The sequence below is a fragment of the Celeribacter sp. genome, from assembly GCF_048261515.1.
GTDB lineage: Bacteria > Pseudomonadota > Alphaproteobacteria > Rhodobacterales > Rhodobacteraceae > Celeribacter.
Genome location: NZ_JBLXFZ010000003.1, coordinates 105,403 through 127,458 on the forward strand (window position 1 = coordinate 105,403; position 22,056 = coordinate 127,458).

21 protein-coding genes are annotated in these 22,056 nt (G+C 62.1%); 10 read left to right on the forward strand and 11 right to left on the reverse strand.

Features of this window, described 5'->3' with window-relative positions:
• The first annotated feature begins 314 nt into the window (after positions 1–314).
• From ACN0SC_RS07535 to ACN0SC_RS07550, 4 genes are all read left to right on the forward strand, one after another.
• Positions 315–1,412, forward strand: a complete 1,098-nt coding sequence (locus tag ACN0SC_RS07535; protein ID WP_417249052.1) for a TRAP transporter substrate-binding protein — start codon at positions 315–317, stop codon at positions 1,410–1,412.
• Positions 1,413–1,568: 156 nt separating this feature from the next.
• Positions 1,569–2,498, forward strand: a complete 930-nt coding sequence (locus ACN0SC_RS07540) for a TRAP transporter small permease subunit (protein ID WP_417249053.1) — start codon at positions 1,569–1,571, stop codon at positions 2,496–2,498.
• Between the two features lie 21 nt (positions 2,499–2,519).
• A complete protein-coding gene (locus ACN0SC_RS07545; RefSeq protein WP_417249054.1) occupies positions 2,520–4,874 on the forward strand; it encodes a TRAP transporter large permease in 2,355 nt (784 codons plus the stop codon).
• Positions 4,875–5,047: 173 nt separating this feature from the next.
• Positions 5,048–5,455, forward strand: coding sequence for a hypothetical protein (locus ACN0SC_RS07550; protein ID WP_417249055.1), 408 nt, complete (start codon positions 5,048–5,050; stop codon positions 5,453–5,455).
• A gap of 39 nt (positions 5,456–5,494) precedes the next feature.
• Here ACN0SC_RS07550 and ACN0SC_RS07555 read toward each other — a convergent pair whose 3' ends face one another.
• The 4 genes from ACN0SC_RS07555 to ACN0SC_RS07570 all read right to left on the reverse strand — a co-directional run bounded on the left by ACN0SC_RS07555 (position 5,495) and on the right by ACN0SC_RS07570 (position 8,402).
• A complete protein-coding gene (locus ACN0SC_RS07555; RefSeq protein ID WP_417249056.1) occupies positions 5,495–6,313 on the reverse strand; it encodes an arginyltransferase in 819 nt (272 codons plus the stop codon).
• A gap of 225 nt (positions 6,314–6,538) precedes the next feature.
• Complete coding sequence (locus tag ACN0SC_RS07560) at positions 6,539–7,015, reverse strand: RDD family protein (protein WP_417249057.1); 477 nt, start codon at positions 7,013–7,015, stop codon at positions 6,539–6,541.
• 229 nt (positions 7,016–7,244) lie between these two features.
• Entirely contained in the window at positions 7,245–7,697 is a 453-nt protein-coding gene (locus ACN0SC_RS07565) for a DUF2852 domain-containing protein (RefSeq protein ID WP_417249058.1), read from the reverse strand.
• A gap of 234 nt (positions 7,698–7,931) precedes the next feature.
• Positions 7,932–8,402, reverse strand: coding sequence for a YbaK/EbsC family protein (locus ACN0SC_RS07570; protein ID WP_417249059.1), 471 nt, complete (start codon positions 8,400–8,402; stop codon positions 7,932–7,934).
• 177 nt (positions 8,403–8,579) lie between these two features.
• On the opposite strand from ACN0SC_RS07570, the gene ACN0SC_RS07575 reads away from it, so the two are divergent.
• Together ACN0SC_RS07575 and ACN0SC_RS07580 are read left to right on the forward strand one after the other, a co-directional pair.
• Positions 8,580–11,381, forward strand: coding sequence for a bifunctional [glutamine synthetase] adenylyltransferase/[glutamine synthetase]-adenylyl-L-tyrosine phosphorylase (locus tag ACN0SC_RS07575; protein ID WP_417249060.1), 2,802 nt, complete (start codon positions 8,580–8,582; stop codon positions 11,379–11,381).
• A complete protein-coding gene (locus ACN0SC_RS07580) occupies positions 11,378–11,665 on the forward strand; it encodes a hypothetical protein (protein WP_417249061.1) in 288 nt (95 codons plus the stop codon). The genes ACN0SC_RS07575 and ACN0SC_RS07580 overlap by 4 nt, the downstream gene beginning before the upstream one ends.
• A 224-nt stretch (positions 11,666–11,889) precedes the next feature.
• On the opposite strand, the gene eda is transcribed toward ACN0SC_RS07580, so the two are convergent.
• Both eda and edd read right to left on the reverse strand, forming a co-directional pair.
• Positions 11,890–12,531 carry a bifunctional 4-hydroxy-2-oxoglutarate aldolase/2-dehydro-3-deoxy-phosphogluconate aldolase gene (gene eda / locus ACN0SC_RS07585; RefSeq protein ID WP_417249062.1) on the reverse strand — a complete coding sequence of 214 codons (642 nt, stop codon included), beginning with the start codon at positions 12,529–12,531 and terminating at the stop codon, positions 11,890–11,892.
• A gap of 157 nt (positions 12,532–12,688) precedes the next feature.
• Entirely contained in the window at positions 12,689–14,494 is a 1,806-nt protein-coding gene (gene edd / locus ACN0SC_RS07590) for a phosphogluconate dehydratase (RefSeq protein ID WP_417249063.1), read from the reverse strand.
• Positions 14,495–14,860: 366 nt separating this feature from the next.
• Here edd and ACN0SC_RS07595 point away from each other — a divergent pair, with 366 nt between their 5' ends.
• Genes ACN0SC_RS07595 through ACN0SC_RS07605 form a run of 3 tightly spaced genes read left to right on the forward strand, consistent with a single transcriptional unit; the run spans position 14,861 to position 16,830 of the window.
• Positions 14,861–15,016, forward strand: a complete 156-nt coding sequence (locus ACN0SC_RS07595; RefSeq protein ID WP_417249064.1) for an RSP_7527 family protein — start codon at positions 14,861–14,863, stop codon at positions 15,014–15,016.
• Positions 15,017–15,073: 57 nt separating this feature from the next.
• Complete coding sequence (locus tag ACN0SC_RS07600; RefSeq protein WP_417249065.1) at positions 15,074–16,279, forward strand: RSP_2647 family RNA methyltransferase; 1,206 nt, start codon at positions 15,074–15,076, stop codon at positions 16,277–16,279.
• Positions 16,280–16,320: 41 nt separating this feature from the next.
• Positions 16,321–16,830, forward strand: a complete 510-nt coding sequence (locus ACN0SC_RS07605) for an RSP_2648 family PIN domain-containing protein (RefSeq protein ID WP_417249239.1) — start codon at positions 16,321–16,323, stop codon at positions 16,828–16,830.
• 3 nt (positions 16,831–16,833) lie between these two features.
• Here ACN0SC_RS07605 and ACN0SC_RS07610 read toward each other — a convergent pair whose 3' ends face one another.
• From ACN0SC_RS07610 to ACN0SC_RS07630, 5 genes are read right to left on the reverse strand one after another with little or no spacing between them, the layout of a single operon-like run.
• Positions 16,834–17,526, reverse strand: coding sequence for a M48 family metallopeptidase (locus ACN0SC_RS07610; RefSeq protein ID WP_417249066.1), 693 nt, complete (start codon positions 17,524–17,526; stop codon positions 16,834–16,836).
• Between the two features lie 38 nt (positions 17,527–17,564).
• The gene (locus tag ACN0SC_RS07615) at positions 17,565–18,761 is read right to left on the reverse strand and encodes a vWA domain-containing protein (RefSeq protein WP_417249067.1); all 1,197 of its coding nucleotides are present in this window, start codon (positions 18,759–18,761) and stop codon (positions 17,565–17,567) included.
• A gap of 12 nt (positions 18,762–18,773) precedes the next feature.
• On the reverse strand, positions 18,774–18,938 hold the full coding sequence (locus ACN0SC_RS07620; protein WP_417249068.1) for an apolipoprotein acyltransferase: 165 nt from the start codon (positions 18,936–18,938) through the stop codon (positions 18,774–18,776).
• 52 nt (positions 18,939–18,990) lie between these two features.
• A complete protein-coding gene (locus tag ACN0SC_RS07625; protein WP_417249069.1) occupies positions 18,991–20,394 on the reverse strand; it encodes a DUF2927 domain-containing protein in 1,404 nt (467 codons plus the stop codon).
• Between the two features lie 46 nt (positions 20,395–20,440).
• Positions 20,441–21,283 carry an AAA family ATPase gene (locus ACN0SC_RS07630; RefSeq protein ID WP_417249070.1) on the reverse strand — a complete coding sequence of 281 codons (843 nt, stop codon included), beginning with the start codon at positions 21,281–21,283 and terminating at the stop codon, positions 20,441–20,443.
• Positions 21,284–21,539: 256 nt separating this feature from the next.
• On the opposite strand from ACN0SC_RS07630, the gene dksA reads away from it, so the two are divergent.
• Positions 21,540–21,962 (forward strand): RNA polymerase-binding protein DksA, encoded by a 423-nt coding sequence (gene dksA / locus ACN0SC_RS07635; RefSeq protein WP_417249240.1) that lies wholly within the window; start codon positions 21,540–21,542, stop codon positions 21,960–21,962.
• Positions 21,963–22,056 lie beyond the last annotated feature (94 nt).

Consider the following 22,056-nt stretch of genomic DNA (forward strand, 5'->3'; position numbering starts at 1 on the left):
GGGGAGACTACGCGCGCTTGCGCTAGTGAATCTGGTGTTCGCAAGCGAAATGTCGAAGAAATATGCGCCATTTCAGTGGTTTGCCTGAAATTTGGGAGGTGCTGCGTAGTGTTGGGTATTTATTCGGCGCAGGTGCCTCGCTAACGTTGCGGTGCGAGCTGGCCTTTTTTGGTCCGCGCGCACGGGAGGAACTATCGACGAAAGAGGACGCGGGTCCATCGTTCAGGCGAGGATCGGCTCCTTGACGGAACTTCCTCCCATGCGTGCGGTGAAGGTCGGTGACACACCCATAGAAACTCGGGAGGATTACCTCTATGGATCGACGTTCTTTTCTGAAAACTTCCGCGCTTGGTGGCGCATCCGCTGCGGCCGCGTCCACGCTGGCCGCTCCGGTCTATGCGCAAGGCAAACGCACGCTGACCATGGTCACGACATGGCCGCGCGGTCTTGCAGGCGTCTGGGACTCTGTTGAACGCTTTTCGGCCAACGTCAGCGCGCTCACAGACGGGCAGTTGACGATTGACGCCAAAGCCGCAGGCGAGCTTGTTGGTGGCCTTGAAGTGTTCGACGCCGTGACCGCTGGTCAGGCCGACATGTATCACGGCTGCGAATATTACTTCACTGGTCAGCACCCCGCGCTGGCATATTTCACCACCGTGCCCTTCGGCATGACCGCACCGGAAATGATGGTGTGGTACTATTCCATGGGCGGCATGGAGCTTCACCACAAGCTGGGTGAGATCTTCGGCCTCAAAGGCTTTATTGCCGGTCAGACCGGCGGTCAGGGCGGCGGTTGGTTCCGCAAGGAAATGACTTCGCCTTCCGACTTCCAGGGTCTGAAATTCCGTATGCCTGGTCTTGGCGGGGAAACCGTGTCGAAACTCGGCGCCTCCGTGCAGGTGCTTCCGGGCGGTGAAATCTACCAAGCCCTTTCCTCTGGCGCGCTTGACGGCACCGAATGGATCGGCCCGTGGTCGGATGAGAAGCTCGGCCTGCAAGAGGTCTGTGACTACTACTATCCCGCAGGCTTCCACGAGCCAGGTGCAGCACTTTGTGTCACCACCAACCTCGAAGTCTTCGAGAGCCTGACACCCGCACAGCAAAAAGCTATCGAGCTTGCGACTGGCGAGTGCCATCAGCACAACTACGCGCTGTTCGTCGCCAACAACGGTCCTGCGCTGCAACGTCTTATCCAAGGCGGCACGCAGATCAAGGAGTTCTCCGACGACATCTGGACTGCCTTCGGCAACGCCGCCAAGGAAGTGCTCGACGGTTACATGGACGACGAGATCTTCGCCGAAATCCGCACCTCCTACGAGGCAGCAATGACGGCAACCTCGGGTTGGATGGGTCGTTCCGACGGCACCTACACGCCGCAGCGTGACCGCGTGATGTCGGCTCATTCGGAATGATGATCCGGTAGATTGAAAAACAGGGAATGCGCGCGGTTTTCGCGCGCATTTTCGTCCGTGGGTCGGGAGTGTTTCGCAACGCCAGCTCACACAGACTGACAGACATGAAACTGGGAACCGTCCGCGCGGATGCGGGTCGGGAAGGGGACAGACGAGATGGAAGATCAGGCCGGCACGTCTTTTCTGGGGCTAATGGTGGACGCGGTGGTAAGCCTCGTTGTCAACCTCGGCCTCGGGTTCTGGCACATCATTTACGCGCTAACACATCCAGGGCTTTGGCTCGATTGGTCGGATAAGGAAAGCCTGCTGCGCTTTGTCTATTACGGCGGCTCGAAAGAGTTCTTGTTCGCCTTTTTCGACGTTGTGATCCTGCTTACATTGATCGGCTTTTTCTATCGGCCCTTCCTGTGGGCGATGGTGCGCGGGCTTGAGAAAATCTCCAATACCACGGGGCGAATGGCTGCGTGGTTCGGCCTTGTGATGGTGCTGCAACAGATCATTGTCGTGTTTTTGCAGTCGATCTTCCGTCAGGGTGAAATCACCATTTCACCGTTCGGGGGCGGGTTCACCGAAACCGTTGGCTGGTTCTCCGAGAGCCTCAAATTCGAGAACGCAATGGTTGTGGCCCTTTGTGTCTCCTACGCCTTTGTACAGGGCAGCCATGTGCGGGTGGACCTGATCTATGCGGGCGTCCAGCATCGCACCAAACGCGCCATCGACATGTTCGGGTCGATCTTCTTCATGCTGCCCGTTGCGCTTCTGACGTGGATGTATGCGTGGTTCTTCCTGTGGCGTCACCTGATCACGCCCAAGGTCTCGGCTTCCGACACATTGGATCGGATGCTGATGAAAGCGCGGATCGTGAAGTGGAACGTGGAAACCGTGTCGTCGTCCCCCAACGGGTTCAATGGTTACTTCCTGTTCAAAATCCTGATTTTGGGTTTCCTCGCTCTGGTGATCTTGCAGGCATTGGCCTTTTTCTACCGCTCCTTCCTCGAATACGTCGAGGGTGAGGAGAGCGAAGGCAAATATCTAGACAAAGACACGCTCGGCGAAGGTGAAGAAACCTTTGAAGGCACGTATTAATTCGAGCGAAGGAACAGACACATGCTTTTCGGACTTGATGGCGTAGAAATCGGCCTCATCATCGTATTCCTTTGCCTCTTCGGCGGTATTCTCACGGGCTTTCCAGTGGCGTTTGCCATTGGTGGCGCGGGGTTGTTGTCCTTTGGCATTATCGCGGCACTCGACAGCGCGGGCATCCTTGTCCATCAGGCGCTGGACACGGGCAGCCAAGCCTATCGACAACTGGTCGATAGCGGGGTGAATCCCTCGACGATCTCGCCTTTCAGGTATCCTGAACTGCCCACTGTGATGCAGCCGCTCTTTGAGGGCGGATGGGAGCGCGCGGTGGATCGCAACCTCTCCTTCATCGTGAACCGTATGAACGAACGTGTCTTCGCGGGGGCCTCTATCGAGACGCTTCTGGCGGTGCTGATGTTCGTGATGATGGGGATCACGCTGGAACGCTCGAAAATCGCCAACGACCTTCTGACCACAATGGCGCGTGTCTTCGGCCCGCTTCCTGGTGGTCTGGCTGTGTCGGTGGTGATCGTGGGGGCCTTCCTCGCGGCCTCGACGGGGATCGTCGGTGCGACCGTTGTGACCATGGGGCTTTTGTCCCTGCCGACTATGCTGCGTCACGGGTATTCGCCTCAGCTCGCCACGGGGGTGATTGCCGCCTCAGGGACGCTTGGCCAGATCATTCCGCCTTCCATCGTGATCGTGCTTCTGGGCACGCTGGCGGGTGATCTCTATTCTTCGGCACAGGAAGCGCGCGCGCAGGCGTTCGGTTGTTCCGATGCCCTGACTTATCTCGGTGAACCCGCCGTTGTGTCCGTGGGTACGCTGTTTCAGGCGGCGATGTTGCCAGGTATCCTGCTTGCAGGTCTCTACGCGCTCTATGCCTTCGGCTACGCGCTGTTCAATCCCTCGAAGGCACCGCCCGTGCGTTTCGAGCATACCTCTCACGAGACGATCACGCGCCGTGATGCGCTGTTGTGGTTCCTCGCGGTGCCCGTGCTTCTCATCGGCGGCGCGATTGCTTCGGGTCAGGTGGGCGTCACAGGTTCGCAGGTCATTCACGTGAACCAGTTCACCGAAGCGGGCGAGCGAGCTTCCTTGCGCACCAATGTGTCCGAGAGCTGTCAGGCGGCCATGATCGATCTGCACGGCGAAGAGGCGTGGAATACCGCCGTGGCCGAACAGGCAGCGATCGAGGCTTCTGGTGGGGCCGAGCAAAGTGTCGAGCGCACTCCTGAGCAGATCGAGGCGCTGACTCTTGAAGCGATCGCCGACGCACCGCTTCTGGGTACGGGGCTTGTCACGGTGATGGTACTTCTCGCGCTGGCCTTGGCTTTCGCGCGTGGCGTGGCACCTTCTGCTGATCCGCGCGCGCTCATCGTTGGGGCCATCGGGATTGTGTTGGTGCTGATGCTTGATGCGTTGGTGGTCAGTCCTCTGACCACGCACGGCACGGCCTTCGTGATCTATCTGATCCCCTTCGGGCTGATCGCCTATGGAATGGTCGCTGCGGCCAAATTCCTCTCCAAGAACGAGTTGTTCCGTGTGGTCTTCCCTCCCTTGGTTTTGATCGTTGCGGTGCTTGGCTCCATCCTTGGCGGTGTGACCAACCCGACCCCCGCAGCGGCGCTCGGGGCAGGGGGCGCGCTTTTGCTCGCCGCTTACCGCAAGCTGTCGGATCACCACAAATCAGGCAAGATCATCCTTGGCGCAGCCTTCGCTGTCTTGGTCATGATCATTATCGGGGCGAATTTCGACCTGCGTCTGGGCCGTGGCGATGTGCCGTTTGAGGATTGGGTGGCCTATCTCGTGGCGCTCGGAGCCTACTACTACGCCATGTTCGGCATTCTCTATGCCTGCTGGGTGCTGTTCTCGGACGGCACGTTGGGCATCGTGGTGCGGGAAACGGCGAAGGTTACGTCGATGGTCTTTACCATCCTGATCGGGTCGCAATTGCTCAACCTCGTGGTCATTTCCTTTGGCGGTGAGCACTACATCCAGCAATTCCTGCGCAGCTTCGACAACGAGTTCACGGTGTTCCTCATCGTGATGGCGGTGCTGTTCATGCTCGGCTTTGTGCTCGACTTCCTTGAGATCATCTACATCGTGGTGCCCATCGTTGGCCCCGTCATCTACGGCGGCACGATGGATCCCAAATGGGTGACGATCATGATCGCGGTGAACCTGCAAACCTCCTTCCTCACGCCGCCCTTCGGCTTTGCGCTCTTCTACCTGCGCGGCGTGGCGCCCAAGGAGGTGACGACGGGCCACATCTACAAGGGCATCATTCCCTTCGTGCTTATTCAGGTGGTCGGCATCGCGACACTCTGGGCCTTCCCGTCCATTGTGACTATCGTGCCGAACCTGATCGGCCACTAGGCGGGCAGGGGCCTATCAGCCCCGCCGCCACCTGATCCGGATTGGGCCCTGTCGGTATCGACGGGGCCTTTTCTTTTGGGCTTGATTTAATTCCGATAAAAAGACTAAGGAAATAGCGGTGCGCCAGTGTCGTGCATCGCAAACGCTCAAAACCGATCAGGGGAATCGTGTCCATGTCCTATCTCAACCTGCGTCCCGCTGGTGCCGCAACCGTCGGAGATTTTGCCTCCCTCTCGCCTGAGGACCGATTTCTTGTCTCGCTCTTTCGTGGGGATGCGAGCGCGCGCGCTGACAGCGATATCGCGCGGATCGCGGGGCAGCTTCTGGCCATGTTGCACAGCCACGGACGCCGCCCGCTTCTGACGCACTCCGCGAAATGCGGCTGCGTGGGGGCGGATGAGGCGGTCTTTGTGCAATTCGTCGGCCTCGCTGCTGAAGGTCAGCGCGAGGATGCCACGCTCATGGCACTGCTTATGGTGCGTGCGGAGGTGGCACCTCTGGCGGTGTCGCTGGCCGAGCAGTTGGGACTTCTGGTGCGCACGCTCGCCCGCGTCGACGCCTTGGCCGTGCCCTATCACTGAGGGCACGCGCGTGTTTGCGGGCGGCGGTGAGGCCGACCTTCAGAGTTCGGGCAGATCGATCTTCGACACCTGCGCCGCGATCGGCTCGCTCTCCAGTGGGTGCAGGTCGGAGGAATAATCGGCATCGGGTTCATAGGGTTCCCATTGGCCGCCGCGATGTACTTCCAAGGCAGAGAAGCGGGCCTTGTAGCCCATCTTCGGCGATCCGGGCACCCAGTAGCCAAGATAGACATAGGGCAGCCCCGCCTCGCGGGCGATGTCGATATGGTCGAGAATGATATAGGTGCCGATGCTGTCTTTCACGAAGTCGGGATCGTAGAAGGAATAGACCATCGACAGCCCGTCATCGAGAATATCGGTCAGGCAGGTCGCCACCAGTTTGCGCGGCGTGCCGCTCTTGGAGGGAGTATAATATTCGATCACGCGGGTGCGGATCGGTGTCTCCTCGATCATCGCGGCAAATTCGAACACATCCATATCCGCCATCCCGCCATCGGCGTGACGGGTTTCGAGATAGGTGCGGAAAAGTTCGTATTGCGTCTCGGTCGCCCAAGGCGCGGTTGAGGCGCGTTTGAGATAGGCGTTGCGGTTCTTGGCGCGGCGCTGGCTCTTGGACGGTTTGAAATCCGCCACACGGATGCGCGCGGACATGCAGGCCGAGCAATCGGCGCAGGTCGGGCGGTAGAGCACATTCTGCGAGCGACGGAACCCTTGCTTGGACAGCGCGTCATTGAGTTTCTCGGCTGTGTCGCCCTGCAACGCCGTGAACAGCTTCCGCTCTGTGCGCCCTTCGAGATAAGGACACGGCTGTGGCGCCGTGACGTAGAATTGTGGGGCAATGGGAAGTGTATGACGCATAGGGCGGGAGGGGCTCTTGGCAGGGCTTTTGTGATGTCGGTGTAATGGCTATGGCCGCGAGACTAACCAATAGCGCGCGACGCGCCAAGCCCTAGCCTTTTGCAAATGCAGAAACGTGGCGGGCAGAGGCGCGGTTGCGCGGGCGAAATTTCCTCAAATGCCACGCATACGGCCCCGCGCGGGATGCAGCGGGGCCGTTGCTTTCGCAAGACAGGTTGGGAGGGGTCAGAAGCGCGAGGGCTTGTTGATCGCCGTGGAGCCGAGGATCAGGTCCGACAGGCTTTGCTTGCGCGCTGTGGTCAGCATCAGTACCACCGAGACGACCTGCGGCAGGAAGAACATGCCCCAAGCGGTGAAGAGCGCGGTGTGGATGAAGGCCAAGCCCAGATCGAACTTCTCACCCTTGGAGGTGCGGAACTCGATGCCCATGAGGTGCATACCTGGCGTGGCCGAGCCGTTGGCGATGGTCACAACGCGGTAGGCAAAGGAGACAACCGCGACGATGAACGGGAAAAAGAAGATCCCGATAAAGGCCGTCAACGGCACCACGAGAGCCGAAAGGATCACGATCGCCACGAGGTCCACGATAAACGCCAGCAGGCGTTTGAACGGCACGCTGTCGTAAAAGGCAGGTTGGGTTTCGGGGTCGGGGAGGCCCCATGAAGGGTCATTGTCATACATATGCGGGTTCACGGTTTTCATCTGTCCTGTCCTGAAAGATAGGCCATTGCGGCCCCTATGTCGCCCCTCGTTCGGGGGCGTGTCGGTGAATAGTGCCGCCCGCGGTGAACGGGTTTCGCGGGCGGCGGGGCGGCGGTCTGGTGTGAGGCCGCGCCGCTCGGAGGGGAGGGGATGCGAGAGGATCGACGCGGGGTCGTGGTCGTGGCGGCGCGCAGGGGAGGAGCTGCGCACCCGCCACGATCAGATCCCGTCAGGCGTCTTCTTTCTTGCCCTCGTCGTCGGGTGTCACTTCGTCATCGGCCTGCTTGGCGCGATCTTCCATGAACTGGTCGAACTCGGCCTTGTCTTTGGCCGCGCGCAGACGCTCAAGGAAGGCTTCGAAGCTGTCCTGTTCCTCTTCAAGACGGCGCAGGGTTTCGGTCTTGTAGGCGTCGAAGGCCGAGTTGCCCGACGATTTCATCGCATAGACGGCCGCGCGGCGGGAGGAATGGCGGGAGCAGTTTTTGTGTTTGGAGAACATGTTTTTACCCCAGATCATGTAGAAGAGAAGGAAGACGCCGACAGGCCAGAAGAAGATGAAGCCGAGCACCATAGCGGCGATCCAGGCACCTTTGCCTTTATCGTCAAGCCAGGCCTCTGTGCGGCGGAGCCAGCCCATCGGCGTACCGTGCCTAGGTGAAGAGTTCGTGGCGACATGGGTCATTGTTTGCTGCCTTTCTCTGATGCGTTTGCTAAGTTAATGTCTTTCACATTATCAAGGTGGGAGCGTGCCCCATTGATCGCAAGGGTTTATGTGAATGTTTTTTACATTAACTTTATTTGCGATTATAAATCAGATACTTGCGAGAATAAAAATTATTACGAGGACGCTATGTTCGCCGCCACTCTCAACGAGAAACGCCAGAAATTTCCTGAAAACGGACCGATTGGGCGTGGCTTAAGCCGTGAAATCCGCCGTTTGTGCCTCGGCCAGTTTGCACAGAAGATCGGGTGCGATTTCGAAGACATGGCGGGGCGTGCCTGCGGCGGCCCAGACGGCGCCGAACTCCAAAAGGCGCGGGTCGAAATAGCTGTGCGGTGGCGAGAGGTGGCCGACAGGGGAGACCCCGCCAATGGCAAATCCCGTCACGGCGCGCACGGTTTTCCCGTCGGCGCGACCCAGTGGCTCGCCCGTCAATGCGGAGGCCTTTTCCACATCCACCTGATTGCCGCCCGCCGTGACGAAGAGGTAGATCGTGCCGCTTGCCTCGCCTTGGAAAATGATCGACTTGGCGATCTGGTCAAGCTGGCATCCCGCCTGTTCGGCAGCCTGCGCGGCGGTGCGGGTCTCGCCATCCATTTCGAGGACATGCACCTCTGCCCCTGCGGCTTCGAGTGCGGATTTGACACGTTTGAGGCTTTTGGACATTTGCGGCGCGTGCTTTCGGTGGCGAGTGGTTAGGGATGCATAGTTAAGCGCGCAATTTGCCCTTGCACAACCCATCTCTTCGCGATTGGGTGAGCGGTAAGGAGACCCTGTCAAATGCCCGCCATATCCCGCCCGACTTTCCCCCCGTTTTGCAACGATTCCGAAAAAGACGCCCCGATGGAGGGCCGCATCACCCGCGCCCCGCGCGTGGTGGACGCGGACCGCGCGGCGGAGGCTGTTGCGGCGGTTGAGGGTGTCGGTGCGGCCTTGCGCGATGTGATTGCGGGGGCGGGGGGCACTGCGCCCTACCTGCACGGTCTGATCCTGCGCGAAGGGGCGTGGCTGGCCGAGGCGGTCGCGGCCCCTGCGCGAGCGCTGGCGGATGAACTTTCGCGGGTGGACGGGCTGGAGGCGCGCGACCTCGACAGCGGTCTGCGACAGGTCAAGCGGCGCGTCGCCGTTTTGTCGGCGCTTTGCGATCTGGGCGGGGTATGGACACTGGAGGAGGTCACGGGGGCGCTCACCCGTCTGGCCGATCACGCCACCCATGCCGCGCTGAAGGCCCATGCCGGGCGCGAGATCATCCGTGGCAAGGTGCCCGGACAGACTGAGGACGACATAGAGACCTGCGGCGGTGTGGTTGCCATTGCTATGGGCAAGGGCGGGGCGGGGGAGTTGAACTATTCCTCCGACATCGACCTGATCTGTCTCTTCGACGAGAGCCGTTTTGAAGGCGTGGACCAGATGGAGGCACGCGCGGCCTATATCCGCGCCACCCGTCGCGCGATGGCGTCTTTGTCGGATGTGACGGGGGAGGGCTATGTCTTCCGCACCGATCTGCGATTGCGGCCTGATCCGTCCGTGACGCCCGTGTGCTTCGCGATGGAAGCCGCTGAACGTTACTACGAGAGTGTCGGGCGCACATGGGAGCGTGCAGCCTATATCAAGGCGCGGGCCTCGGCGGGCGACCTGGAGGCAGGCGAGCGGTTTCTCGCGGCGCTTTCGCCCTTCGTGTGGCGGCGTCATCTCGACTTCTACGCCATTCAGGAAACCCACGACATGCGGCTCAAAATTCGCGAGCATAAGGGGTTGGGCGGGGCCTTCCAGCTTGAGGGGCACAATATGAAACTGGGGCGCGGGGGCATTCGCGAGATCGAATTCTTCGCCCAGACCCGCCAGTTGATCGCGGGCGGGCGCGACCCCGACCTGCGCGATCGCGCCACGGTGCCCGCTCTGGCGGCGCTGGTGGAGAAGGGCTGGGTCGAGGGCGATGTGGCGCGGGTGCTGACCGAGGACTACCGCGCGCACCGCGAGGTGGAGCACCGCTTGCAAATGTTGCGCGACCAGCAGACCCATTCGATGCCCACCAACGACGAGGATCTCGACCGCGTGGCCGCCCTTATGGGCACCGATGTTGCCGCGATGCGCGAGGAGATCGAGACGCGATGCACGCGGGTTCATGGGCTTACCGAGGAGTTTTTCACCCCCAACGAGCCGCGCGCCGACGAGCCAGTTCGCGCCGATCTGCCGCCCGAGGTGGGGGAAATCACCGCGCGCTGGTCCACCTATCCCTGCCTTCGGTCCGAGCGGGCGCAGGAGATTTTCGACCGTCTCAAGCCCGACCTGATGGCGCGGGTGGCCGAGCTTGACCACCCTGTCGAAGTGCTGACCCATCTCGACGGCTTCCTGTCGCGCCTGCCTGCGGGGGTGCAGGTGTTTTCCCTATTCGAGGCCAATCCGCAGCTTATCGACCTGATCCTCGATATCGCTTCCACCGCGCCGCATCTGGCACGCTACCTTTCGCGCAATGCGGGGGTTCTGGAGGCGGTGATCGGCGGCGACTTCTTCGCCCCTTGGCCTGGGCGAGAGGCGCTGGAGGAGATGCTTGGCGAGGATCTGGCGCGTGAAGAGGATTACGAGGCGAAACTTGACGCGGCGCGGCGCGCGGCGAAGGAATGGCATTTCCGCATCGGCGTGCATCAGTTGCGCGGGCTGATCTCTGCCGACGAGGCGGGGGCGCAATATGCCGATCTGGCGCGCGCAAGTGTCGGTGCGCTCTTTCCCGTAGTGATCGCCGATTTCGCGCGCAAGCACGGCAACCCACCAGGACGCGGGGCGATGGTGCTGGGTATGGGCTCGCTCGGCGCGGGACGTCTGACCGCGGCCTCCGATCTCGACATGATTGTGATTTATGACGCGGATGGGGCCGAGACTTCCGAGGGCAAACGGCCGCTCAACGCGCGCGCCTATTACGCTCGGCTCACGCAGGCTCTCATCACAGGCATGACCGCGCAAACCGCCGAAGGGCGGCTCTACGAAGTGGATATGCGCCTGCGGCCTTCGGGCAAGCAGGGGCCCGTGGCCACATCGCTCGACAGTTTCCGCCAGTATCAGCAGGAGCAGGCCTGGGTTTGGGAGCATCTGGCGCTGACGCGGGCCACTGCGGTGGCGGGGCCGCCTGATCTCATGGCTTCGGTGGAGGGCTTCCGCGCCGATCTGATCGCGGGTCCGTGCGATGCGGCGCGGGTGCGTCAGGAGACATCGGAGATGCGCGCACGGCTGGCCAAGGCCAAGCCCGGATCGACATGGGATCCCAAAAGCGGGCGCGGGCGGATGATGGATATCGAACTCGTGGCCGAGGCTGGCGCCCTGATCGCGGGAAGTGCCTGTCAGAACGTCTACGACCAACTCGCGGCGGGGGCGGACTGCGGGTGGCTGTCGCAGGAGGAATGTGCGCATCTGACCGAGGCCTACCGCCTGATGTGGCGGCTGCAATCAGCGGCGCGTCTGCTCTCGGGCGATGCGCTTGATGTGGATGCGGTCGGTGCGGGCGGTCGTGCTTTCTTGCTGCGCTCCAACGAAATCGAGAGCATCGCGGCTCTGGATGAGACCCTCACCACCTCCGCCACGGCGGCGGCGGAGATTTGCGACAGGGTGCTCGACCGTGCAGCGCCTTCCGAAACGGGAGCAGCATCATGAGTGCAGCAGCAGTGGACCCCGCCCTCGACCCTGGCGGATTGATCCGTGAGAGCTACCGCATCGAGGGGCTGACGATCGAGGAGGCGCGTTCGATCTTTCTCGATTGGGCGATCAAGCTCGATCCCACGCTCGATCCCGCCATCGCCATTCGCAGATTGCTCGGCCTTTACAGCCATTTGAGCGACGCCGAGCATCCGATGACCCGTGTGCTGGAGGAGGGGCTTGGCACGATTGTCGGGCCAACAGGGCGGCGTGGCGGTTCGCGGGCGCGGCGACGGAGTTGAGAGATTACCTCAAATGCCTTGCAGATTTCTCACGCCAAAGCGCGGACAGTTAGCACTTTCCTAACCCTGTTGCCGCAGGCTCCCGCCGTGGGAATGCGTGCGGCGGCGTTGTGGTCCCACTTTGAACAGAGCCTCACTGGCGGCAACCCGCGCGCGGCAGCGCAGGCCACGGCGCGGGGCCGTGGCGCAGGTATCGCGTGGGGTGATTGATCGAAAGGGGGGATTTAGCGGGAGAGGGCGGCGGCTTCGCGCGCCAGTTCCTCAATGGCTTTCCAGTCGCCCTTTTGCACAAGATCGTTCGGCGCAACCCACGAGCCGCCCACGCAAAGCGTGTTGGACAGGCTAAGGTAGTCGTCGGCATTCTTCAGCGAGATACCACCCGTGGGGCAGAATTTCATCTGCGGCAGGGGCGCACCGATGGCCTTGAGCGCAGGGGCGCCGCCATTGGCCTCGGCAGGGAAGAACTTCGCCACTGTATAACCGCGCTCCAGAAGACGCATCACATCAGAAGCCGTCGAGGTGCCCGCGAGAAGCGGCAGGTCTGCGGCCTCGCAAGCGTCCAGAAGCGTATCGGTGGCACCGGGAGAGACGCCGAATTTCGCGCCTGCGGCCACGGCGGCCTTCACATCGGCAGGTGTGAGCAGCGTGCCCGCGCCCACGACACCGCCCTCGACCTTCGCCATTTCCGCAATGACGTCGAGTGCAACGGGCGTGCGCAGGGTCACTTCCAAGGCGGGCAATCCCCCCGCGACAAGTGCCTCGGCCAAGGGGCGCGCATGGGCCACGTCATTGACAACGAGCACGGGAACGACGGGCGCGAGGCCACAGACCTCGGCGGTTTTGATGCTGGCGTCTTGCGGGGTCATGGCGGTCCTTTCGGGTGCGAATTGAACGATGTTAGCCCTAACAACTCCATCGGAGAGAAGGGGTCAAGGGGCAAGCGGGGATTCGCAGCCTATAACAACTATTGGCTGCGCCGCTTTCAGCAGGTGGGGAGGGGCGACATCAAGGCCGCCACCCGTCCTACAGGATCGAGGATGCGCCCTCGGTTGCATTGCCCGCGTTCTCGCGGAAAATCCCGAACAACTCGCGCCCGATGCCAAAGGCGTTGGCGGAGAGGTCGGCTTCCACGGCAGGGCGGTCGTCAAACCCATCTTCGAGCACGTCCAACTCGCCTGTCTCGGCGTTCACACGCAGGCGGTCGCCGTCACGGATCTTGGCGATCGGTCCACCATTGAGCGCCTCAGGAGACACGTGGATACAGGCGGGCACTTTGCCCGATGCGCCCGACATGCGGCCGTCAGTGACAAGCGCGACTTTCAATCCGCGATCTTGCAGAACGGCGAGCGTCGGTGTGAGAGAGTGGAGTTCGGGCATCCCGTTGGCGCGCGGCCCTTGGAAGCGAACGACCACCACGGTGTCCTCGGTGAACTCGCCGTTCTGGAAGGCGGTCTTGACATCGCGCTGATCGTGGAAGACCCGCGCCTTGCCCTCGACCACACGGCGTTCGGGGGCGACGGCGGAAACCTTCATCACGCCGCGACCGATGTTGCCCTTGAGTTCCTTAAGGCCGCCCGAGGGTTGGAAGGCGTCCGAGGCGGGGCGCAGAATCTTGTCGTTGAGCGACACCTTGGTGCCTTCCTCGAATGTGACCTCGCCATCCTTGAGCTTCGGCTCTTTGGTGTAAAGCGACAGGCCATCGCCCGCGATGGTCTTCACATCCTCATGGAGCAGACCCTCGCTGAGCAATTCGCCGATCATATAGCCAAGGCCGCCCGCCGCGTGGAAGTGGTTCACGTCGGCCAGCCCGTTGGGATAGACCTTCGCCATGAGGGGAGTGACTTCGGAGATGTCGGAGAAGTCCTGAAGGTCGAGAATGATCCCCGCCGCACGCGCCATGGCGGGTAGGTGCAGAACGAGGTTGGTGGAGCCGCCCGTGGCCATCAGGCCGACGATGCCGTTGACGAAGGCTTTTTCGTCGAGGATCTGCCCAACGGGGCGGAAGTCGTTGCCCAGTGCCGTGATCTCAAGCGCGCGTTTGGCGGCTGTTTTGGTGAGCGCGCCGCGCAGCTCGGTGCCTGGATTGATGAAGGATGCACCTGGAAGGTGCAGCCCCATGATCTCCATGAGCATCTGGTTGGTGTTGGCCGTGCCGTAGAAGGTGCAGGTGCCGATCCCGTGGTAGGAGGCCATCTCCGCTTCCATCAGCTTGTCGCGGCCCACTTCACCCGTCGCGAATTGCTGGCGCACCTTGGATTTCTCGTCATTGGGCAGACCTGAGGTCATCGGTCCCGCGGGGACAAAGACCGAGGGCACATGGCCGAAGGTCGCTGCCGCGATCACCAGACCGGGCACGATCTTGTCGCACACGCCCATATAGAGCGCGGCGTCGAAACAGTTGTGGGACATGGCCACGCCCGCAGCCAGTGCGATGGTGTCGCGGGAGAACAGGGACAGCTCCATCCCCGGCTGGCCTTGGGTCACGCCGTCACACATGGCGGGAACGCCGCCTGCGACCTGTGCGGTGCCGCCTGTTTCGCGGGCCGCCTCGCGGATCAGGTCAGGGAAACGTTCGTAGGGTTTATGCGCCGAGAGCATGTCATTGTAGGCCGTCACGATCCCGAGGTTCGGGGCGCGGCCCTGCGCCAGCCGATCCTGATCGTTCCCCATGGCGGCATAGGCATGTGCCTGATTGCCGCAGGTCAGATGCGCGCGCACAGGTCCGTCCTCGACGGCCTTGTTCATGCGGGCGAGGTAAGCGTCACGGGTCGGGCGAGAGCGTTCGACGATCCGCGCGGTGACGGCGTCTATCGTGGAGTTGAGCGACATTTCGGGCCTTTTTGGTGCTTAAGTCGTTGGAATTGCAGCACTCGACGCAAATATGGGCGCGACACTGCGGGCGGTGATATGATTCAGTTAGCGCTAAACCATCATCCGTTAGCGCTAACGTAGCCCAAAGGTGCCGATTTGTCCAGCCCTCGCGGGGAATGCACAAGGGACTAGTCGGGGAAAACGGGCCCAGATTGCTGTCGGGCTGGAGGTGCCATGCTGCAGGTGCAAAGCGGGCATTCCAATTGAGCAGTTTTAAGTCAGAATAAGTGACCTATGTTGGTGTCAACGGGAGGCCACAGTGGCCGTGCGACAGACGGGACACCCCGAACTGCCGCTGCCCACAAAGCCAACGAGGTAAAGATTATGGACGATTACAACGCTGAAACTCTTTTCGAAATCGAAGAGCGTGCACGCAAACTTCGCGCGGAAGCGGCTCGCGACTTGGTTGCCTCTTTCGGTGGCTGGGTAAAAGCACGTTTCTCCCACGGCCGCGTTGCCTCCAAAGGCAAGCTGGCCTGAACGAAAGCTTGCGCATTCGCGCTTTCGTAACGCATGAGACATGGGTAAGAGGGGTGCATGACGCATCCCTCTTCTTCGTTTCCGACGATCCGCCTCAAGCCCAAAGCCAACGCCCGTGCCATTCGTCACGGTGCCCCTTGGGTCTATGACAACGAGCTGGTCACTGACCGCCGCACCAAGGCCATCGAGCCCGGCAGCCTTGCCCGCCTCGAAGATGCCGAGCGCCGCTTTCTGGCGCTGGTCGCGGTCAATCCCAACTCCCGAATATTCGGCCGCGTTCTGGCCCGCGACGAGGAGACCGCGATTGATGCGGCTTGGTTCGAGGCGCGGATCGCTACGGCTCTTGCGCATCGCGAGCGCCTCTTTGACGCCCCCTTTTACCGCCTGATCCATGCCGAGGCCGATGGCCTGCCAGGTGTGGTGATCGACCGTTTCGGTGCGGCCTGCGTGATTCAGCCGAATGCGGCATGGGCCGATGTGCGGATCGAGATGCTCGCCGATGCGGTGGCCAAGGTCGCGGGCATTGAGACAATCGTGGTCAACGGCACGGGACGGGCGCGCAGCCTTGAAGGGCTGGCGGAGGAAACTCGCGTCCTGCGCGGGGCGCTTAATGGGCCGATCCCCGTTTCGATGAATGGTGCAACCTATATGGCCGATCTTCTTGGCGGTCAGAAAACGGGTCTCTTCTTTGACCAACGTCCCAACCACGCCTTTACGCAGCGCCTCGTGGCGGGCGGTTCGGTCCTCGACGTGTTTTCCCATGTCGGTGGCTTCGGGCTTGCCGCGCTTGCGGGCGGCGCGGAGACCGCACTGTCGGTCGATGCCTCGCAAAGCGCACTCGACCTCGCCACAAAAGGGGCGGAGGCTATGGGCCGTGCTGATGATTTCGCGACGCGCAAGGGGGACGCTTTCGACGTGCTGGCCGCGCTCGGTGAGGAGGGGCAGATGTTTGGCACGGTGATCTGCGACCCGCCTGCCTTTGCACCTTCGAAAGTGGCGCGTGAGAAGGGGCTGCGTGCCTATGAGCGGATCGCTCGCATGGCCGCGCCTTTGGTGGATGAGGGCGGCTATCTGGTGCTGTGCTCCTGTTCGCACGCCGCCGATCTCGATGCTTTCCGTGTGGCTTGTAACCGTGGCATCGGGCGGGCAGGGCGCAGGGCGCAACTCATCCACACGGGCTTTGCGGGCGCCGATCATCCGCTCATGCCCGCACTCGCCGAAAGCGGCTATCTCAAGGCGCTGTTCTACAGGCTCCTGCCGTGACCAAGGTGCTGCTCGACGCCTGTGTGCTTTATCCCACGGTGATGCGCGAGGTGCTTCTGGGCGTGGCGGCCAAGGGGCTTTTCACGCCGCTGTGGTCGGCGCGTATCCTTGAGGAATGGGCGCGGGCAGCGCGCAAGATCGGCCCTGACGGCGAGGCGCAGGCGCGCGGCGAAGTGGCGCTGGTGCAGGCGGCATGGCCCAAGGCCGAAGTGCGCGACTGGGAGGGCGTGGCACGGCGGCTCTATCTCACGGACGAAAACGACATTCACGTTCTTGCGGCGGCGATCCGTGGCGGGGCGGATGTGCTTTTGACTATGAACGCCAAGGATTTCCCGCGGCACGTTCTGGCCGAAGACGGGATCGAACGGCGCGACCCCGACGGGTTCCTGTGGGAGCTTTGGAGCCATCATCCGCAGGCTGTCGGAGAGGTGGTCGAGGCGGTGCGATTGCAAGCCGAACGGCTTTCGGGTGAGGCATGGACCATGCGCGGGTTGATGCGCAAGGCGCGTCTGCCGCGGCTCGGTAAGGCGGTTGCGCAGGGCGCGGGCTGAGGCTCAGGCGTTGTCGCCCACCCATTTGGCCTCATTGGCTTCAATCGCTGCGATCCGCTCTTGTGACTTCGGATGCGACAGGAACCACGCGGGTATCGCCGCACCTCTGTTGCCCGTCATCTTGTCCAACTTGCGGAACATCTCCTTTTGCGGCGCGATGCCAAGGTCGGCCTTGAGCATCAGGGCGGAGGCATAGGCATCGGCTTCGAACTCGTCAGCGCGCGACAGTTTCGCGGTCAGAAGGTGGATGACCTGCCCCGCGATCCACGGGCCGATGACAGGGATGAAGCGCGACAGGACCATCGCCAACCCCGTGCGCAGCGCGTTTTGTCCCGAAAAGTCGATCATCCGCCGCTTGGAATGACCGAGTGCGACATGGCCGATTTCATGGGCGATGACCGAGGCCAGTTCTTCGGCGGTGATTTCGCCCAAGCGGAATTTGTCATACATGCCGCGCGTGATGAACACGCGCCCGTCGTGGGCGGCCAGCGCATTGACTGTGGGCACCTCATGGATCAGCACCCGCACCCGCGGCACATCAAGAGCACGGGCCAGCGCGCGCAGCACACCTTGCAGCTTCGGATCGGCCAGCTCGGACGACTGCGCGTCGAGTTGCTGCTTCATCCGCCACGCGGAGAAGCGGAACATGGCATAGCCGTAGAGCAGGGCGAGCAGGATCGGGGTCAGACGCAACATGGGGTGAATATGGGGCGCGCAGGGCCAAACGGAAAGGGCTACTTGCCCAAAACCCTGAAGCCGCGCTCCAACCCTTCCAGCGTCATGGGCACCATGCGGTCCTCGAAAATCTCGCGGATCATGGCGATGGACTGGGTGTAGGGCCAATGGGCCTGCGGCACGGGGTTGAGCCAGAGGTGATCGGGCCACGCCTCACGGGCGCGCCTGAGCCATGTCTCGCCGCTCTCTTCGTTCCAGTGTTCGTTGGCCCCACCTGGCAGGGCGACCTCATAGGGCGACATGGAGGCATCCCCGACGAAGATCACCTTGTAGTCGCGCCCGTAGGTGTTGAAGACCTCCTGCGTCGGCGTCTGCGCGTTCCAGCGGCGGGCATTGTCGCGCCACACGCCCTCATAGAGGCAGTTGTGGAAGTAGTAGTATTCGAGGTGTTTGAACTCGGCGCGGGCGGCGGAGAAGAGTTCCTCCACCACTTTGATATGATCGTCCATCGAGCCGCCCACGTCGAAAAACATCAGCACTTTGACCGCGTTACGCCGTTCGGGGCGGGTGCGCACGTCGATATAGCCCGCCTCCGCCGAGGCGCGGATGGTGGTGTCGAGGTCAAGTTCCTCATGCGCCCCGTCACGCGCCCATTTGCGAAGGCGTTTCATCGCGATTTTGATATTGCGCGTGCCCAATTCAACGCGATCGTCGAGGTTGCGGAATTCTCTTTTGTCCCAAACTTTTACCGCGCGGCGTTGACGTGATCTGTCCTGCCCGATCCGCACGCCTTCGGGGTTGGAGCCATAGGCGCCGAAGGGCGAAGTGCCGCCCGTTCCGACCCATTTGCTGCCGCCCTGATGGCGCCCCTTTTGCTCCTCAAGGCGTTTTTTGAGCGTCTCCATGAGCGCGTCAAACCCGCCGAGCCGCTCTATGGCGTCGCGCTCTTCGGGGGAGAGGTTCTTCTCGATCTCGCGGCGCAGCCAGTCTTCGGGGATCTCGCGATCAAGGCCGAGTGCGGCTGAGATATCACTTGAAGAGATGCCTTCAAGACCTTTGAAAGACTTGGAAAACACCTGATCGAAGCGATCAAGGTGACGTTCGTCTTTGACGAGGGCGGCGCGGGCGAAATAGTAGAACCCCTCCGCGTCATAGGTCACAAGACCCGCATCCAACCCTTCCAGAAAGGCCAGATACTCGCGCAGGGATACAGGCACGCCCGCCGATCTCAGGTCGGAGAGAAACGGCAGGAACATCGCGTGCTTGCCCTAGTTCATCCGGTCGACGAGGACGCCCGCAAACAGGCCGACGATGGCGAAGACGAGCATGTAGACGATGGCGTATTGCAGCTTGTCGGCGCGGGTGCCGCCGCGTTTGGTGGCGACGCGCCAGCCCCACAATGCGCCCAGAATGGCCAAGACTATACCGATCATCGTGCGGGTCTCCTGTCGTATGTCGCGCCGCGTCGGGCGGGACCAGTTGGGGTCAATTCGTGTTTTGGCTCGCGCGGGCGAGGTCGGTAAACTCCGCCTCGCGGTCACGCACAGCGCGTGTGGTTCCGAACCCATAACGCGCCCAGCCGAGACTGTCGAGCCGCACAGCGCGTGCCTCAGAGGCGCGTCCCATGCGGGTTAGGGCCTCGGCCTTGGCGAACATCAGCGAGGACAGAAGGGCGGCGTTTTGCGCCTGTGTGGCGGCGGGGATGGCGGTCGAGGTGAGCGCGATCACCGTATCGAATTCTCCGCGCCGCAGGGCGAGAGCGGCCAAAGGCAGGGCGACATTGGCCGCGTGGTAGCGGGTGAGCGCGGAGCCGTCGTAGAGGTCGCGTGCTGTCAGCAGGGCCGTGAGCGCGGCGTCCTGATCGGAGGGCAGCAGGATGCGCCCGCGCAGGAAGTAGGCCAGCCCTGCGCGCCCGTCACGCCAGCCCTGTTCACGGGCAATCGCAACGGCACGGTTGGCGGCGGCCAGACGGCGGGCGGTGGAGCCGCGCTCGATGGCGCCTTTGATCGCTGTGGAGAAGGCGGGCGGGGTCGGCCGTGTGGCGCTCGTGCCGCCTGTTCGTCCGCGCGGGTTGAGGCGGTCGAGCAGCGGCCCGATCAACGCGCTCACGGTAGCGCGATCCATACCCGAACGCAATTCGGGCGCATAGGCCGCGCGCAGCATGAGCATGTCGAAACCCGTCAGAACCGAATGCACGTTGTCGTCGTTGAAGGTGCTGTCGGTCAGGCGGTAGAGGTCGTTGAGGGGGCCAAGCGTCTGCGCCAGTTCTTCGTGCAGACAGTCGCGCAATTCCTGCGGGGCCACGCCGCGCGGAATGAAGATGGCGGCGCGCGTGCGGGTGGTTATGCGGGTCCAGCTAACTGTCGGGCGAGAGCTGAATTCGCGCCACGAGGAGACATCTGCCACTGCGATACAGGCGCTGTCGCGGGCGCGGCGCGCGAGGTCGTCGGGGTCGATCAACTCGATCGTAATCGCGGCGGCCTCGGCTGAGGACACGCGGGTGATCGACAGGCCCGCCTCATTGCGCAGGCGGGTCAAAAGGTCGCCCAGATCGGCCGAGAGCGACGCGGGCACGGGGCCGCCCGTCACACGCAGGGTGATCGGCCCCTCGAATCTTGTGAACACAGGCAATTCCGCACCTGTCTCCAGTTGGAAAAACAGGTCGAGGAAATCGCGCGACATTTCCGCGTTGGAGCGCAGCGCGGCGGGTGCGGGTGCGGGTGTCGTGCCCTTGAACCGTTTCATCGGCGGCAGGTTGGCTGCGCGCTCGGCACGGGTGGCGTTGGCGAGTGTGAGCGCGGTGGTGTCGGGCCGACCCTCTGGCGTGCCACAGGCCACCAGTGTCGCACAAAGGGCGAGCGCCGTGCTCAGGCGCTTGGGCGCGCTCACGGGTGCGGCCTTTGGCCGTAAACCATCGCGGGATCGGTCAGGGCGGTCATCCGCGTCCTCCCCGTGACATGAAGGCCAGACGTTCGAAAAGCGCCACATCCTGTTCGTTCTTCAAAAGCGCGCCGTGGAGTTTGGGCAGCGCATTCACCCCGTCGCGGGCGAGATCTTCGGGCGTGAGATCTTCTGCGAGGATGAGTTTGAGCCAGTCGAGCATCTCGGAAGTCGAGGGTTTCTTCTTCAACCCGTTCATGTCGCGGATCTCGTAGAATTGCGTCAGCGCCGTGGCCAGAAGCCGTTCTTTGAGGTCGGGGAAGTGGACGGACACGATCTTGCGCATCACCTCCTCGTCGGGGAAGCGGATGTAGTGGAAGAAGCAGCGGCGCAGGAAGGCGTCGGGCAGTTCCTTCTCATTGTTGGAGGTGATGATCACCACGGGGCGGTGGCGCGCGGTCACGGTCTCGCCCGTCTCGTAGACGTGGAAGGCCATTTTATCGAGTTCGTGCAGCATGTCGTTTGGAAACTCGATATCGGCCTTGTCGACCTCGTCGATCAAAAGCACCACGCGCTCTTCGGCCTCGAAAGCCTGCCAGAGCTTGCCCTTGCGGATGTAATTGCTGATCTCGGAAACGCGCGGATCACCAAGCTGGCTGTCGCGTAGGCGGCTTACGGCGTCGTATTCGTAGAGGCCTTGCTGGGCGCGGGTTGTGGATTTGATCTGCCATTCGATCATCGGCATATCCAGCGCGGCGGCGACCTGACGGGCCAGTTCGGTTTTCCCCGTGCCAGGCTCGCCCTTCACCAGAAGTGGACGTTCGAGCGCGATGGCTGCGTTAACAGCCACGGTCAGGTCGGGTGGGGCGACATAGGTATCGGTGGAGGCAAATTTCATCGTTAACGGGAGCCTTGCTGTCAGGAGTAGCGCGTGGGTTGTGGTAGCGCCAGATTGCGGGCCCGCGAGGGGCTCAACAGCTGGCGCAGGCCGCAGGTTTCGCGGCGATCATACCAGCCCCGATTAAAGGTGCAATATGAGGTAGATCGTGTAGTGACAACCCCGCTGAATCGGAGTAAATGGACGCGACTTAGGAGGTGGCCGCATGGCACATGGAACAAACGATAGTGCTGACGGTGTTGAGGAGCGAGATACGATGAAGGCTGAAGTTTTCCTGCCTGATGACTACCGTCCCGCCGAGGACGAACCGTTTATGAACGATTTGCAAGTCGAGTATTTCCGCCGAAAGCTGTTGAACTGGCGTCAGGAACTTCTCGATGACAGCCGCGACACCATCGAAGCCCTGCAAGATGGCACGCGCAACATTCCCGACATTGCCGACCGAGCGTCCGAAGAGACCGATCGTGCGCTTGAGCTGCGCACGCGGGACCGCCAACGCAAGCTGGTATCGAAAATCGACGCGGCGCTACGTCGCATCGAGGATGGCGAATACGGCTACTGCGAAGTGACGGGTGAGCCGATTTCGCTCAAACGTCTGGATGCGCGTCCGATTGCGACCATGACGCTGGAGGCGCAGGAGCGTCACGAGCGTCGCGAAAAGGTCCACCGCGACGACTGATCGCGCCGCCTGTTCGCCTCACGGTCTTATGAGGGGCGAAGGTGGGATGCGGGGCCATTCCCGCACTTCGCGGCAAATCGCGCAACTGACAGAT

Bases quoted from the DNA above. Each gene is read 5' to 3' on its own strand.
- ACN0SC_RS07535 (WP_417249052.1), top strand. From the start codon at position 315: ATGGATCGACGTTCTTTTCTGAAAACTTCCGCGCTTGGTGGCGCATCC.
- ACN0SC_RS07540 (WP_417249053.1), top strand. From the start codon at position 1,569: ATGGAAGATCAGGCCGGCACGTCTTTTCTGGGGCTAATGGTGGACGCG.
- ACN0SC_RS07545 (WP_417249054.1), top strand. From the start codon at position 2,520: ATGCTTTTCGGACTTGATGGCGTAGAAATCGGCCTCATCATCGTATTC.
- ACN0SC_RS07550 (WP_417249055.1), top strand. From the start codon at position 5,048: ATGTCCTATCTCAACCTGCGTCCCGCTGGTGCCGCAACCGTCGGAGAT.
- ACN0SC_RS07555 (WP_417249056.1), bottom strand. From the start codon at position 6,313: ATGCGTCATACACTTCCCATTGCCCCACAATTCTACGTCACGGCGCCA.
- ACN0SC_RS07560 (WP_417249057.1), bottom strand. From the start codon at position 7,015: ATGAAAACCGTGAACCCGCATATGTATGACAATGACCCTTCATGGGGC.
- ACN0SC_RS07565 (WP_417249058.1), bottom strand. From the start codon at position 7,697: ATGACCCATGTCGCCACGAACTCTTCACCTAGGCACGGTACGCCGATG.
- ACN0SC_RS07570 (WP_417249059.1), bottom strand. From the start codon at position 8,402: ATGTCCAAAAGCCTCAAACGTGTCAAATCCGCACTCGAAGCCGCAGGG.
- ACN0SC_RS07575 (WP_417249060.1), top strand. From the start codon at position 8,580: ATGGAGGGCCGCATCACCCGCGCCCCGCGCGTGGTGGACGCGGACCGC.
- ACN0SC_RS07580 (WP_417249061.1), top strand. From the start codon at position 11,378: ATGAGTGCAGCAGCAGTGGACCCCGCCCTCGACCCTGGCGGATTGATC.
- eda (WP_417249062.1), bottom strand. From the start codon at position 12,531: ATGACCCCGCAAGACGCCAGCATCAAAACCGCCGAGGTCTGTGGCCTC.
- edd (WP_417249063.1), bottom strand. From the start codon at position 14,494: ATGTCGCTCAACTCCACGATAGACGCCGTCACCGCGCGGATCGTCGAA.
- ACN0SC_RS07595 (WP_417249064.1), top strand. From the start codon at position 14,861: ATGGACGATTACAACGCTGAAACTCTTTTCGAAATCGAAGAGCGTGCA.
- ACN0SC_RS07600 (WP_417249065.1), top strand. From the start codon at position 15,074: ATGACGCATCCCTCTTCTTCGTTTCCGACGATCCGCCTCAAGCCCAAA.
- ACN0SC_RS07605 (WP_417249239.1), top strand. From the start codon at position 16,321: ATGCGCGAGGTGCTTCTGGGCGTGGCGGCCAAGGGGCTTTTCACGCCG.
- ACN0SC_RS07610 (WP_417249066.1), bottom strand. From the start codon at position 17,526: ATGTTGCGTCTGACCCCGATCCTGCTCGCCCTGCTCTACGGCTATGCC.
- ACN0SC_RS07615 (WP_417249067.1), bottom strand. From the start codon at position 18,761: ATGTTCCTGCCGTTTCTCTCCGACCTGAGATCGGCGGGCGTGCCTGTA.
- ACN0SC_RS07620 (WP_417249068.1), bottom strand. From the start codon at position 18,938: ATGATCGGTATAGTCTTGGCCATTCTGGGCGCATTGTGGGGCTGGCGC.
- ACN0SC_RS07630 (WP_417249070.1), bottom strand. From the start codon at position 21,283: ATGAAATTTGCCTCCACCGATACCTATGTCGCCCCACCCGACCTGACC.
- dksA (WP_417249240.1), top strand. From the start codon at position 21,540: ATGAAGGCTGAAGTTTTCCTGCCTGATGACTACCGTCCCGCCGAGGAC.